10 protein-coding genes are annotated in these 14,347 nt (G+C 62.6%); 4 read left to right on the top strand and 6 right to left on the bottom strand.

Annotation, left to right across the window (positions count from 1 at the left end):
- Nucleotides 1–29 precede the first annotated feature (29 nt).
- From J2T60_RS10150 to J2T60_RS10130, 5 genes are all read right to left on the bottom strand, one after another.
- Nucleotides 30–2,234, bottom strand: a complete 2,205-nt coding sequence (locus J2T60_RS10150) for a primosomal protein N' (protein ID WP_253449469.1) — start codon at nucleotides 2,232–2,234, stop codon at nucleotides 30–32.
- 345 nt (nucleotides 2,235–2,579) lie between these two features.
- Entirely contained in the window at nucleotides 2,580–3,782 is a 1,203-nt protein-coding gene (locus J2T60_RS10145; protein WP_253449466.1) for a DUF418 domain-containing protein, read from the bottom strand.
- Nucleotides 3,783–3,832: 50 nt separating this feature from the next.
- Nucleotides 3,833–4,345: a GNAT family N-acetyltransferase gene (locus J2T60_RS10140; protein WP_253449463.1), complete on the bottom strand. Its 513-nt coding sequence runs from the start codon at nucleotides 4,343–4,345 to the stop codon at nucleotides 3,833–3,835.
- 142 nt (nucleotides 4,346–4,487) lie between these two features.
- Complete coding sequence (locus tag J2T60_RS10135; RefSeq protein ID WP_253449461.1) at nucleotides 4,488–6,749, bottom strand: thiamine pyrophosphate-dependent enzyme; 2,262 nt, start codon at nucleotides 6,747–6,749, stop codon at nucleotides 4,488–4,490.
- Nucleotides 6,750–6,941: 192 nt separating this feature from the next.
- Nucleotides 6,942–8,105 carry an acyl-CoA dehydrogenase family protein gene (locus J2T60_RS10130; RefSeq protein WP_253449458.1) on the bottom strand — a complete coding sequence of 388 codons (1,164 nt, stop codon included), beginning with the start codon at nucleotides 8,103–8,105 and terminating at the stop codon, nucleotides 6,942–6,944.
- A gap of 277 nt (nucleotides 8,106–8,382) precedes the next feature.
- On the opposite strand from J2T60_RS10130, the gene J2T60_RS10125 reads away from it, so the two are divergent.
- Together J2T60_RS10125 and J2T60_RS10120 are read left to right on the top strand one after the other, a co-directional pair.
- Entirely contained in the window at nucleotides 8,383–9,546 is a 1,164-nt protein-coding gene (locus J2T60_RS10125) for an HD-GYP domain-containing protein (protein ID WP_253449455.1), read from the top strand.
- Between the two features lie 159 nt (nucleotides 9,547–9,705).
- Entirely contained in the window at nucleotides 9,706–11,004 is a 1,299-nt protein-coding gene (locus J2T60_RS10120; protein WP_253449453.1) for a malic enzyme-like NAD(P)-binding protein, read from the top strand.
- Nucleotides 11,005–11,025: 21 nt separating this feature from the next.
- Here J2T60_RS10120 and J2T60_RS10115 read toward each other — a convergent pair whose 3' ends face one another.
- The gene (locus J2T60_RS10115; RefSeq protein WP_253449450.1) at nucleotides 11,026–11,520 is read right to left on the bottom strand and encodes an Mpo1-like protein; all 495 of its coding nucleotides are present in this window, start codon (nucleotides 11,518–11,520) and stop codon (nucleotides 11,026–11,028) included.
- Nucleotides 11,521–11,616: 96 nt separating this feature from the next.
- Between J2T60_RS10115 and J2T60_RS10110 the strand changes: the two genes are divergently transcribed.
- Together J2T60_RS10110 and J2T60_RS10105 are read left to right on the top strand one after the other, a co-directional pair.
- Nucleotides 11,617–12,126, top strand: coding sequence for a PaaI family thioesterase (locus tag J2T60_RS10110; protein ID WP_253449448.1), 510 nt, complete (start codon nucleotides 11,617–11,619; stop codon nucleotides 12,124–12,126).
- An 11-nt stretch (nucleotides 12,127–12,137) separates the two neighbouring features.
- On the top strand, nucleotides 12,138–14,288 hold the full coding sequence (locus J2T60_RS10105; RefSeq protein WP_253449445.1) for a S9 family peptidase: 2,151 nt from the start codon (nucleotides 12,138–12,140) through the stop codon (nucleotides 14,286–14,288).
- Nucleotides 14,289–14,347 lie beyond the last annotated feature (59 nt).

Genomic DNA, 14,347 nt, shown 5'->3' with positions numbered 1-14,347 from the left:
TTCCGGGTGTGCTTGGCTTGTAGCCAAGGTCAAAACAGATCGATGGGGTCCACATCCAGGGACCAGCGGACCCGGCGGGCGGATTTGAGGTTTTCCAGGGCCGGGGCCAGGGGGGTGAGGAGTTGGTGCAGGGGGGTGCGCTCGTCGGCCTGGATCATGATCTGGGCCCGGTAGCGTCCGGCGCGGCGTTCCATGGGGGCCGGCACCGGGCCCATCAACAGCACTCGTTCGTCGGCGGTTGCTTGCCCCAGTCCCATTGCTTCTTCCAGGAAGGCTTGCACCGCTGTCTTCTCGTGGGCTTCGGCCCGCAGCAGGGCTAGGTGGCTGTAAGGCGGGAAGCCGGCTTCCGAGCGTTCCCGTAGGGCGGCGTCGGCGAAGGCCGGATAGCCTCCCCGGATCAGGGTCTCCAGCAGGGGATGCTCGGGGGCCCGGGTTTGGATCAGAACTTCGCCGGCCTTCTTGCCCCGTCCGGCGCGGCCGGCTACCTGGGTGACCAGTTGCGCCATTCTCTCCGGGCCCCGGAAATCGGCACTCATCAGGCCCTGGTCGGCATCCACCAGGCCCACCAGGGTGAGGTTGGGGAAATCATGGCCCTTGGCCAGCATCTGGGTGCCGATCAATAGCTGGGCCTCGCCGTCACGGGCCGCGGCCAGCTTGGCATCCAGGGCCCCCTGGCGGCGGGTCGTGTCCCGGTCAATGCGAACCTGGCTGATATGGGGATAGCGCCGGGCCAGCACCTGTTCCAATTGTTCGGTGCCTTGCCCGGCCACCCCGAGTTTTTCACTGGCGCATTCCGGGCAGGCCCGGGGCAGGCGCCGGCTGGCCCCGCAATGGTGGCAATCCAGGCTGCCGCGCCGGCGGTGATAGGTCATGCGGGCATCGCAGCGCAGACAATCGGCGGTCCAGCCGCATTGATTGCAGACCAGCACCGGGGCATAGCCGCGCCGGTTGAGAAACAGCAGGGCCTGTTCCCCGGCCTTGAGCCGTTCATCCAGGCGCTGCAGCAGCCGCCCGCTGAGCCCCGCCTCCAGTTCCTGGCCCCGGATGTCGATCACCTTCAAGGCCGGTGGCCGGGCATCGCCGGCCCGCTGGGACAACTGGGCATGGCCGTAGCGCCCGTCCCGGGCGTTGCGTAGGGTCTCCAGCGCCGGGGTGGCCGAGCCCAGGACAATGGGCATGGCTTGTTGCCGGGCGCGAACCACGGCCAGGTCCCGGGCCGAGTAGCGAAAGCCGTCCTGCTGCTTGAAGGCCGGGTCGTGTTCCTCGTCCAGGATCATCAGCCCCGGCCGGGGCAGGGGCAGAAAGACGGCGGATCGGGTGCCGATGATCACATCCAGTTCCCCGGCCCGGGCCATCAGCCAGGTATCCCGGCGTTCCCGATCATTCATGCCCGAGTGATACAGGCCGATCCGTGCCGGCAAGGCACGCCGGAACCGCAGGGTCAGCTGGGGGGTGAGGGCGATTTCGGGTACCAGTACCAGGGCCTGCTTGTCCTCGGCCAGGATGCGACGGATCAGGGCCAGATAGACCTCGGTCTTGCCGCTGCCGGTGACCCCTTCCAGCAGGTGGCAGGCGAAACCGTCCATATCCGATTCAATCCGGCTCAGGGCCGCGGCCTGTTCCGGGTTCAGCACCATTTCCGGTTCCTCACCGCGATTCAGCGGCACCGCCGGGTCGCGGCTTTCCTTGAACAGCAGGCCGTTGTCGGCCATGCGGCGGGCCACGCTCTGCCAGCCCTGGCCGAGGTCCGACATCTCCTGGGCGGGCAGGGCGCCGCCGGCCTGCTGCAGGCGAGCCAGCACCGCTTGCTGGCGGGGCGCCCGGCCCAGTTCGTCCGGGTGGGTTTGTCGGCCGGCCTCACTGAGCAGCCACCAATCCTCCTGGCGCCGCTGGGCCTGACCCTCCCGGCGCAGGGCCAGGGGCAAGAGATGTTCAAACACCTCCCCCGGGGGATGGTGGTAATAGCGGGTGCCCCACTCGCCCAACCGCATCATCGACTCGGGCACCAGCGGCTCGGAGTCCAGGCAGCTTTCCACCGGCCGCAGCCGTTTCAGGGGAAGATCGGGATCGGCCTCGCCTACCGAGACCACCAGTCCCACCACCTTGCGGGATCCGAAGGGCACCTGCACCCGGCAACCCACCGGTTGCTCCGGGTAGTCTCCGTCGGGGGGCAGGTAGTCGAACAGCCGTCGCAGGGGAGAGGGGATGGCGACTCGCCAGACTGTGGGCTTCATGGCGATGCCCTCATGGTTGCTGGCGAGCGTGGTGGTTGTCCACAAAAGCTGTGGATAACTTTGTGGACGACTTGGGTGTGAAGCCACCAGAAGGGGTTGCCTGCAAGCCCGCTGTTAGATTGGTCAAAAAATCACCGAATGTATATTTCATTTTAAATCAGCAGGTTACAAAAATATCATGATAAGGCGGGTGAGCATATGTGGCGAATGCGCTATCCCTTCCGGTGATGTGCATAAGTCAAGGCCCCGGTGCGATAAAAAGCGAGAAAAAGGGTGGTCCAGGTGCTTGCTTTTTCAGCACCACAGTGTCCCCTAAAGTCGCCGCAAGGTCGACCGCGAGTGGCTTCAGGGGACGCTGCGTTTGAAAGGGGGGCGTTCCAGGCGACTCGCGGCCCGCCACAGCCATTCCACGGGGCCATGGTGAAAACGCCGCACCCACCACAGGGAGAGCGGCAGTTGGACGGTCCAGATGAGTAGCACCAGCAGCAGTTGCTGAGCCCGTTCCACCTCACCGAACAGCCCCAGCCCGTGGCCATAGAAAAGCGTGGTGCAGATCAGGGTCTGGAGCAGGTAATTGCTCAGAGCAGTTTGGCCCACGGCTTTCAGGGCCGGCACCCGGGCCAGAAAGCCCGGATGGCGGCAGGCCAGCATCACCAGGCTGGCATAGCCCAGGGCCGCCAGGGGCGCCCCCAGCTGGTTGAACTGAAGGCCGATCAGGCGGGTCCAGGGAAAGGCCCAGTCACGGGCTTCTATGGCCACCATCCCCCAGAGGGTCAGGCCCAGGCCGAGCAGCAGTCCGGCCCCGGCCATGGTCGCGTAATGGCGAGTTTGCCATTGCAGAGTGAGAAAACCACTGCGGTAGAGGGCGATGCCGATGAGCATGAGTCCGAGGGCCTGCCAGAGCAAATTGCCGAAGAACTCGAAGCCGATGATCTGCAGGAAGGTCGAGGCCCGCCGGGATTGCTGTTCCGCCCAGCTCCCCTGATAGGCGTTCAAATCTTTTTGAATTTCGGGAGAATCGCTTGCCCAAAGGGTTGCCAGTTCTTGCTGCACTTCCGGCGGGGCATGGTCCAGGCCCGCATGATTAAGCACCCCCAGGACCGAGGGAATGAGGGCGAAAATAACCCCGGCAATCAGCAGAGTGCGAATCCGGCGCCGCAGAAAGAGATAGGCGAGTGAACCGCAAACGGCGTAGATGAAAAGAATATCGCCAAACCAGAGCAGAAAACCGTGCAGCAGGCCGATCAACCCCAGAACCAGCATGCGGCGGTAGTGGCTCCCGGCCGCCGGACGCCCCCCCGCCAATGACCGTTCCGCCATCAAGGCGATGCCGGCACCGAACATCAGGGCGAAGAGGCTGTAGAACTTGGTGTCGAAGAAGAGGTGGCTAAGGCTGTAGACCCAGCCATGGATCCCTTCCAGACTGCCGTAGGCATGGGGGTTGGCGTAGGCTGGCCAGGGCATGGCAAAGGCCTGCATGTTCATCACCAGAATGCCCAGGATGGCGATCCCGCGCAGGACATCCAGACTGTCATAGCGTTGCGGCATTGGATTCTCCTCCTGAGAACCGCAATCAGGACATGGGTACTGGACCGGGACTAGGTGGGTAGCCCCTCGAAGGCCGGAACATACTGAATATGGCTGCCGGCGGGGGGCAGCTTGCCCTTGCTCAGCACCAGAATGCGGAAGGCCTCATCGGCCGGATAGTCGCCTTGCAACTCGTGCTTGTTGATGGGCTCGAAGCCGAGACGGCCATAGAAGGTGGGATCACCCAGTACCACCACATAGGGTGTCCCCAAGGCTTCGGCCTTCTCCAGGCCGGCCTGGACCAGGCGGGAGGCGATGCCCCGCCGCTCGTGTTCGGGGTCGATGCCCACCGGCCCCAGCGCCAGGGGCGGGGCCTGAATACCTGCAATGGCGGGTTGCACGGGAGAAAAGGCGATATGGCCCACCGGGTGCTCGCCCACGGTGGCCACCAGGCTGATGCTGAGTTGATCATTCTCCCGCAGCCGGGCCACAAGCTCACCTTCATCACTGCGGCCAAAGGCCGCTTGGTGAACCCGTGTCAGGGCGTTGATATCCCCGGGTTCTTCTTCACGAATGCTCAGCATGGTTTAAGCCCCCTCGAATCGAGTCTCGTCTATGGCATGAGCGGTTTCCGGGTTCTCCCCGGCCGGCCGCCGCCCATGCTACTGGAAAATGCCGCGCTTGATCACAATTCTTCGAACAGACGTCTGGTTTCATGCAGGCACATTATTCGTCCAGCGAACGGCGCGCGGCAGTCAGGATGTCCTCATCCTGCATCAGCACCCGGTTGGCCGCATCCCCCAGGGGGATGTAGCTGTCCTGTCCGCACACACGCGTCTTGCGAATACCGTGACCGGCTTCCTCTTCAATTACGGTGAAGACTTCTTCGGCCAGCCCCCCGGTTTGGCGGCCTTCATCCACCACCAGCACCCGGCCCACGTCCCGTGCATGCTCGGCAATGAACTGTCGGTTTAGCGGCTTGAGCCAGCGCAGATCCAGGATTCGGATCTGAACTCCGCGCTCTTCCTCCAGGGCGCGGGCCGTGCGCAAGGACATGGGCACGCCATTGCCGAAGGTGATAATCAACAGGTCCCGGGCATTGGGATGATAGACCCGGCCTTCCCCCAGGGGAATGGCCCGGTCCGGCGCGGGGTAGGGGAAGAGCCACTCACCGTCCCGGGGTTCATACAGATCCTTGCTCATGTACAGGGCAATGGGCTCCAAAAAGGCCGAGATGCGGCCATCCACCTTGCCCAGGGCCGCCAGGGTCCGCAGCATCATGGCCGCGTCGTCACCCCGGGAGGGGCAGGCGATCACCAGGCCGGGGATGTCGCGCAGGGCAGTGAAGCTGTTGTCGTTATGGAAGTGCCCGCCGAAGCCTTTTTGATAAGCCAGCCCGGCGATCCGCAGGATCATGGGGTTGCGGTACTGATCATTGGAGAAGAACTGCAATGACGCCGCCTCGCCCCGGATCTGGTCACAGGCGTTGTGGAAATAGGCCAGGTACTGGATCTCCGGCACCGGCAGCAGCCCCATCATGGCCTGGCCCTGGGCCATGCCCAGAATGGTGGTTTCATCCAGCAGGGTGTTGAAGACCCGGTGGCCCTTGAAGGTTCGGTGCAGGCCGGAGGTGACGGTGTAGACACCCCCCTTCTGGGCCACATCCTCCCCGAAGACCGTCATCTCCCGGTACTTGGCCATCAGATCATGCAGGGCCCGGTTGATCTGAATGGACAGATGCCGGGCCGGCTGCTCCTCGGGCAGCCGCTTGCCGAAGACCGCCTCCCGGGCCTGATCGTAATCATTACGGGTGGCCTCGGCATTGACTGCCTCGGGGGAATAGGGGGCCTGGGGCCGGATCACGTCTTCGGCGGATTCCAGCTTGTGCCGCTTGGCCGCCTCGGCGGAGGCCTTTTGAACCCGGGCCCGGACCGATTCATACAGCGACTCAATCTCCTCGGCGCTCATCAGCCCCGATTCCAGTGCCGTTTCCGCCGACATCAGTAGAGGATCCTGGGCCTCGATGGCTTCCACTTCCTCCACCGGCCGGTAATCGCTTTCCACATCCGTGCCGGCATGACCCAGCAGCCGCTTGAGCTTGAGATGCAGAAACGCCGGCTTGCGGTTGCGGCGGACATAGGCCTCGGCCTCCCGGGTGGCCCGCCAGGTGTCGATCAGGTCCAGCCCATCGGCGGAGAAGTATTTGATGCCGGGGCGGTGCCGGAAACTGGCCTCGATCCAGCCGGCCGGGGTCTGCACCGAAATGCCGATGCCGTTGTCCTCGCAGACGAACAGGATCGGGCAGGGCAGGTTCTGGTGGCTGGTCCAGCCAGCGGCATTGAAACCGGCCTGGGCGGTGGCGTGATTGGCCGAGGCATCCCCAAAGGAACAGACGGTGATGCTGTCCTCGGGCACCGGCAGCTCGCCGGTGAGGCGCTTGGCCTGGGCAATGGCGATGGCCGCGCCCACGGCCTTGGGCAGGTGACTGGCAATGGTGGAGGTCTGGGGCGGTACCCACAATGGCACCGAACCCCAGACCTTGTGGCGCCCGCCGGAGATGGGGTCGTCGCTGGAAGCGGCCAGGGACAGGGCCGTGTCGTAGGCCGGGTCAATGCCCTCCAGTTTGCGCGAGCGCTCCATCATGAAGCCGCCGGAGCGGTAATGCAGAAAAGCTGGGTCGGTATGCCGGGTCACCCGGCCGACCACGGTGTTGCCCTCGTGGCCGGCGCTGCCGATGGTGTAGAAGCCCTCGTTGCGACTGCGCATGGCCCGGGCTTCCAGATCCAGATGCCGGGACAGCATTTGGGATTCGAACAGCTGGATAAAGGTCTCACCGTCCAGCTCAGTGCCATGATGAATGGGCGAGGACAGCTCCTGGCGTTTCTCAACGGCTTCATCCCATTCCGCCAGAAACTGGAGGAAGTTCCGATCAACGATTTCCGCCCGATTGATGGCACGGGTGCCTTTTTTGGCCAGTCCGGTAGACATGATGCTTCGATTACCTTCGTGCTTGGCTTCTGTTATGTCGGCATTAGAAAAAAGCTTCAAGCTGCAAGCCTCAAGCTCCAAGCTATCTTGAACAAACGGCCGGCATTGGGGCGATAGCAACTTGTCGAGGCTCTATTGCCTTCGGTACTCGGCTTGCCACGATCTGCTTGCAGCTTGCGCAGCTTCGCTGCGCTAAAACGCCATTTCCCCCGTCAGCTCCCGGCCGATGATCAGCTGATGGATGGTCTCGGTGCCCTCGTAGGTGATTACCGATTCCAGGTTGAGCATGTGCCGGATGGGGCTGTGTTCGGTGGTGATTCCGGCGCCGCCCAGCAGATCCCGGGCATCCCGGGCGATATCCATGGCCATGCGGATGTTGTTCCACTTGGCCAGCGAGACCTGGCTGGGGTTGAGCCGGCCGGCGTCCTTGATACGGCCCAGGCGCAGGGACATGAGCTGGGCCAGGGTGATCTGGCGGCCCATCTCGGCCAGGCGCAGCTGGGTGGCCTGGGTCTGGTTCAGGGGACGGCCGAAGAGCTTGCGATCGGCACTGTAGTCCAGCACTTCCTTAAGGCAGGCCTGGGCCGCGCCGATGCCGCCCCAGGTGATGCCGTAGCGGGCCTGGGTGAGGCAGGACAGGGGGGCCTTCAAACCCTTGGCCTTCGGCAGGCGATTGGCTTCCGGCACCACCACGTTGTCGAAATACAGCGAGGAGGTGATGGAGGCCTTGAGTGACATCTTGTGCTTGATCTCGGGGGCGTCAAAGCCCTTCATGCCCTTTTCCACCAGAAAGCCTTCCACCCCGTTCTCGGTCTTGGCCCAGACGATGGCCACATCGGCGATGGAGCCGTTGGTGATCCACATCTTGGCGCCATTGAGGACCCAGTCATCGCCCTTCTTCTTGGCGGTGGTTTTCATATTGGAAGGATCGGAGCCGCCATGGGGCTCGGTGAGACCGAAACAGCCGATCTTCTCGCCCCGGGCCATGGCCGGCAGCCATTTTTCTTTCTGCTCCTCCGAGCCGTAGGCATGGATGGGGAACATGCAGAGGCTGGATTGCACCGAGACGAAACTGCGCAGGCCGGAATCCCCTCGTTCCAGCTCCTGACAGATCAGGCCGTAGGACACGGAGTTCAGACCGGCACAGCCATAGCCCTCCAGGGAGCTGCCCAACAGACCCAGCTCGGCGATTTCCGGGATCAGTTCCTTCGGGAAGTAGTCGTTCTCGAACCATTCGCCGATGTTCGGAAGGACTTTCTCGTCGACAAAACGGCCGACGGTGTCCTGAACCATCTGTTCTTCGTCGCTGAGTTCGGAGCGAATGTCGTAGAGATCGAGCGGATTAAGTGCATTCACGGTAAAGACCTCGAATATGCTTGAACTGAAAAAAGACGCTTGTCAGGCTGGCCCATACCGGTCAGCCTGTCGCTTGAAAGGTAATTGCTGCTGATTCGACAGTGGCAGGTATCGTTGCCCGATCCCCCAATTTCACGCCATATGTCGCTATTATATCGAATCTGGGCTGGCCTTTCTTTCCCGGAGGTGAAGTGGGATGGGGCTCTTGTCTTTGAGTATTTCGGTGGGTCAGCCTTGTGAGGGCAGCTGAGTACGCCTGTCGCTGATGGAGAATTGAATGACCAGGATTCCGGTCCGGGCGAGTGATGTGATTATTGGCGAACCCTTGCCCTGGGCGGTCTATGACGATCGCGGGGTGATGTTGCTGCGTCAGGGCCATGTGGTGCGCTCTTCTTTGCAGCTACGGCGCCTGATTGAACGAGGGGCCTGGCATGAGCCCCCCGAGGAGGAAGAGGAATCCGCCGGCAAGGGCAAGCTTCGGGGCGGCGCCCGTCGGGAGCGGGAGCCTTTCACCCGCCTGAGCATTCTGATTCCCCGCATTCGCCGCATGCATCAATCCATCTATGAATTGGCCAAAGGCTCTGACAAGGAGCTGGAGTCGGTCGCCGAGCGCCTGATTCAGCTGGTCCGGGATGACCGGGAAGCCATGCTGGCGGCCATCAATCTGATTCGGGATTTCGAATACAGCGCCCGTCACGCGGCTTTTACCGCCCTGCTGTCGGCCATCATGGCCGATGAGATGAATTTAAGTTGGCGTCAACGCCAGGGTGTGGTGGTTGCCGCCCTGACCCAGAATGTGGGCTTTTTCGAGGACCACGATCGCTTTGCCACCTCAGTGGGGGTGCTGGACGAGGAAAGCCGGGTCAAGCTCCGGGCCCATCCCAATACCTCGGCCGAGAAGGTGCTGTCTTGCGGGATTGATGATCCCTTTATCCTGGGGGCCATTCGCGAACATCATGAACGCTACGATGGCAAAGGCTATCCGAGGGAGCTTTCCGGTACCGCCATCAGCCAGGGTGGGCGGATTCTGACCCTGGCGGACCATTTCGTGGCCATGACCTCGCCCCGGGCCTATCGCCAAGGCCTGCATCCGGTGGTGGCGCTGCGCCAGATCTTTCTGCTCAGTGGCCGGGTGGGTGATCCCGAGATGACCCAGGCCTTCGTGGCGGCGGTGGGGGTGAATCCCCCGGGGTGTTGTGTGTACCTGGATACCGGCGAGCAGGGCATGGTGGTCCGCCGCGGCGCCGAGGCCAGCCAGCCCCTGGTGGCCGTCGTGAAGAAGGCCCATGACATGGGTCGCCAGAAGACCGAGCGTTTTCTCCAGGCGGTGGAATGCAGTGAGCGCAATTCACGAGTCACCGGGCCGGCACCGTCCATGGTGGCCAGCTTTCAGGATCTGGAATACCTCTGGATGGAAAATCCCCCCCGACTGACGGTCTGAACGGCGGTTTTGCCGTCACTGCCACGCCTTCTGGAAGAAAGTTCCCACCATCCATGCTCAGACCCTCGGATGGACTGGCCGCCTGGGTTATAATTTTTTGCCTGCCCAGCTACTCCCGCCGGGAGTGTTCGCTGCCATCCGCATAACAATGACAGCCCTATGAAAATACCCGAGATACTGCTTGTCGAATCCCATCACAAACCCGGCAGCCTGGCCAAGATTCTTCAGGTGATCGGGGATTGCGGTCTGGTGGTGGAGCATCTCAATGCCATCCGGCGGGATCAGGACAAGACCGTCTGGGAAATCACCCTGGAAATGGATGAAGACGTCCATTATGGGCTCTATGAGAAGCTGGAAGCCCTGCCCAATGCCCGTTTGCTGGGTAAATCCGACCGGGTCTTCAATCGGCATCGCGGCGGCAAGATCCGCATGCATTCTCGCTTGCCCATCGCCACCCTGCAGGAATTGCGGGATATCTATACGCCGGGGGTGGCCCGGGTGTGTCTGGCGATACGCGATAATCCCTGGCTGGCTCGGGAATACACCTATCTGAACGAATCGGTGGCGATTGTCACCAACGGCACCGCCATTCTTGGACTGGGGGATATCGGGCCGGTGGCCGGCATGCCGGTAATGGAGGGCAAGGCCGCGCTTTTCGACAAGTTCGTGGGTTTGTCCGGCATCCCCATCCTGCTGGAAGAGCGAGACCCGGATCGCCTGGTGGAGCATATCGTGGCCATGGCCCCCTCCTTTGGGGCCATCCAGTTGGAAGACATCGCGGCTCCGGCCTGCTTCGAGGTGGAAGAAAAGCTCAAGGCACGTCTCACCAAGCCGGTATTGCACGATGACCAGCACGGCACCGCCGTGGTGACCCTGGCGGCTCTGATGAGTGCTGCCAAGCGGGTGGGTACGGACCTGACCAAGAGCGTGGTGGGTCAGATTGGCCTGGGCTCGGCCGGTATCGGGATTGCCCGTTTGCTGCAGGCCTATGGCGTGGAGCAGGTGGTGGGCGCGGATTTGAACGAGGCGGCGCTGGCGCGCCTGGAATCCATGGGTGGGCGGCGGGCCGAGTTGCCGGATCTAATGGCTGAGTGTGACGTGGTGATTGCCTGTACCGGGGTGAAGGGGCTGATCAAGCCGGACTGGGTTCGCGAGGGCCAGATCGTATTTGCCCTGTCCAACCCCGATGCCGAAATCGAGCCCAATGTGGCCCTGGCCCAGGGAGCGGCCTATGCTGCTGACGGCAAGGGGATCAATAATGCCCTGGGTTTCCCGGGGCTGTTTCGGGGGGCGCTGGATGCCCATGCCTCCGCCTTCAATGACGCCATGCTGTTTGCAGCGGCCCGTACCTTGTCCGAGCTGGCCCCAGAAGATGAACTGGTGCCCGAGTCGCTGGATCCCAAGGTCCACGAAGCCGTGGCCCGGGCGGTGGCCGAAGCCGCTGAAGCGGGCGATTGAGCCCGGCAGGGCGGTTTGTGGTCACCAGGGCAGTTTCAGTTGCCTGAACACCAGGGATAGCAGCCACAGCAGCCCCACCGGCAAGTATTGAAGCCGCCCCAGCAGAAAGGGGGGAGTGCCTTCTTGTCGTTGTCCCCGATACAGCAGCAACCAGCCGGCGGCGAGCAGTGCCGTACCGCTGGGCACCATGAGTACGCCGGCCCCGGCCAGGGCATCCAGAAGCAGCAGCAGCGGCAGTAGCAGCAACATCAGGGTGATGGTCAGGGGGAAGGAAATCAGGCAACCGTAGGCGGCCATGGCCATGACCGCCAGCAGTGCCACCGGTACGATACTGCGATCAGCGCCGCCTCCCACCAGAAACTCCAAGGGCCAGATAAGCATCAGCAGGCCCACGGTGACCAGCGGCAGGCCGATGGCGTGCATGCGCCGGTTCTCTGGATGCCGCCGGCAGCGATCATAGTGCTCGATCCATGCCTTTGGGCGGTTCCGCTTTCCCTTGTCGGCTGTTCCAATCATGGCTGCTGGGGCCTCCCGGGCCGGATATGACTATGCCGATGCGGTCGATGAGTGTAGCCTTTTCCTTCCCGTCGGTGGCATGAAGGAAGGGTTGGAATGCGATTGCTGCGCTTTATCGCCGGTCTCCGTTTTCTCAGCGAGACCCGGAAGCTGGAGCTCTACCCCCCCTTCTTCATGATGCGCATCAAGGTAGTGGAGATGCGTGACAACTGGCGCTATTGCCGCATTCGCTTGCCCCTCAATACCCTTTCCCGCAACCCGGGGGGGATTATGTTCGGGGGCTGGCAGGCGGCATTGGCCGACCCCATTGCGGCTTTGGCCTGTGCCCGGGTTTTCCCCGGCTATTCCGTGTGGACCCGTTCCATGCAGATCGATTTTCAGGCCGCCGGCTCTTCCCATTTGGAACTTCGCTTCGAAATGAGCCCCGAACAGGAGGATGCCATTCGCGCGTGCCTGGCTGAACGGGGGCGGGCGACACCCCGTTTCGAGTATGGCTTGTACCGGGAAGATGGAGTCTGCTGTTCGCGCATCATCAATGCGGTAGCGATTCGTCCCAGGGGCTATCGTCAGGCCCGGCGCCGTTCCGTTGATTTAACTGACTTGTAAAGGAAAGCCTCATGTTGATGAGAAAATCCCTGCTTGCATTGGTATTGCTGTCCGTCGGTCTGGTGGCCTGTGCCGCCACGCCGAATGCTGATCCCCTGGAAGCGGAAAGCCTTTGGCACTGGGCCTGGGCCGGTGATGCCCGCCTATCCCCGGATGGTGAGCGCCTGGTTTATGTTCGCACCCAAGTGGATCGGGAGCAGGATCGATATCAAACCAGCCTCTGGCTGAAGAACTTTGAAACCGGCCGGCATCGTGCCCTGACCACCCACGAGGCCAATGACGGTAATCCCCGCTGGTCGCCGGACGGAGAGCGAATCGCCTTCACTTCCGGGCGCCGGGAGGGCAGCCAGATTTGGATGATCGAGCTTGCCGGTGGTGAGGCACAGCAGCTGACTGAACTGGAGGGCGGTGCCGGGACACCGGTCTGGTCTCCAGATGGTGACAAGATCGCCTTTTCCTCCCGGGCCCTGACAGAGACCGAGCGGGAAGAAAAGCGGGAAAAGGAGAATGAGCAGCGCCAGGCCCAGCGGGAAGCGCGGGACCTGGACGATGGGGATGACATGGAGTCGGCCCCTTCGGCCTTTGTGACCGAGGATCTGCGTTATCAGGTGGATGGGCGGGCGGATTATCTGCCGGAAGAATCCAGCCATCTTTGGATCGTGGCCACTGATGCCGATGCCGATTGGCCCCAGAAACCCCGGCGGGTGACCGAGGGTGACGATGGCTTCAGCAGTCCGGCCTGGTCCGCCGATGGCGATTATCTGCTGTTCTCCGGCCTGTTGGAGGAGGATGCCGACTGGCGGATCGGTGAAAGCCATCTGTATCGGGTGGCGGTCTCCGGTGAAGACGAGCCGGAGCAGCTCACCGAAGGCCGGCGCAACCGGGGCAATCCCCTGCCGTCCCCGGATGGTCGATGGATCGCCTTTACCGGCAATGAATACCAGGACACGCCCAAGAGTTATACCCTCACCGAGTTGTATGTGATGCCGGCCGATGGGGGCGAGGAAACCCGCTTGACCGGCGATTACGATCGCGGTGTGGCGGATGGCACCAGCGGCGATATGTCGCCACCCACCGGCGGCGGGGATCGCCTGCATTGGGGGCCGGACAGCGAGGCCCTGTATTTCACCTCCGCCGTGGATGGTCAGACCCAGCTGGCCCGGGTGGCTCGTGATGGCGGCTCGGTTGAAGCACTCACGGATTACGCCGCCGGCGATCTGGGCGAATTCAGCCTGAGCGGGGATCGCTTCAGCCTGCTTTGGGCCTCTCCCCGCCATCCCTTTGATCTGTACACGGTGGAGCGGGACGCGGTGGCATCCCGGGATGATTGGGATCGCGTGACCCGGCTCAATGAGCAGCAGCTGGGGGACCGGGCCCTGCCCGGTTACGAGGAAGTCTGGTATGACTCCTTCGATGACGAGCCCATCCAGGGCTGGGTGATCCGTCCGGATGATTTTGACCCGAACAAGGAATATCCCGCCATTCTCTACATCCATGGCGGCCCCCATGCCATGTACGGCACCACCTTTTTCCATGAATTCCAGACCCTGGCGGATGCCGGTTACGTGGTGTTGATTACCAATCCCCGTGGTTCCTCCGGTTACGGTCAGGACTTTGGCAACATCATCCAGCACCGCTATCCCGGCGATGACTACAAGGACCTGATGGCCGGTGTGGATTGGTTGCTGGACGAGGGCTATGTGGATGAAGACCGCCTGGGGGTTACCGGTGGCAGTGGCGGTGGTCTGCTGACCGCCTGGACCGTCACCCAGACGGATCGCTTTGCCGCCGCCGCGGCCCAGCGTTCGGTGATCAACTGGCACAGTTTCGTGGGCACCGCCGACATGAACTACTTCTTCGTGGAACGCTGGTTCCCCGCGCCGCCCTGGGAAGACCCCATGCATTACATCGAACGCTCCCCCCTGGCCTATGTGGATCAGGTGAAGACCCCCATTATGCTGATACACAGCGAGCAGGACTGGCGCACGCCCCTGGAACAGACCCAGCAGTTCTACGCCCAGCTGAGAATGCAGCAGAAGCCGGCCAAGCTGGTGATTTTCCCCGAGGTGAGCCATGGCCTGAGCCGAACCGGGCGTCCCTCCCAACGGGTGGAGCGTTTAAACCATATTCGTGACTGGTTCGATCAGTATCTAAATCCCTGAGGGGGCGGGACTGGTCTATGCTTTCAGGACGGGCCGGTGATCCAGGAATGGGTTGCCGG

Source organism: Natronospira proteinivora, assembly GCF_024170465.1.
Taxonomy (GTDB): Bacteria; Pseudomonadota; Gammaproteobacteria; order Natronospirales; family Natronospiraceae; genus Natronospira; species Natronospira proteinivora.
Note: the sequence above shows the minus strand (reverse complement) of the source record. Positions and strands in the feature narration are given on the sequence as shown.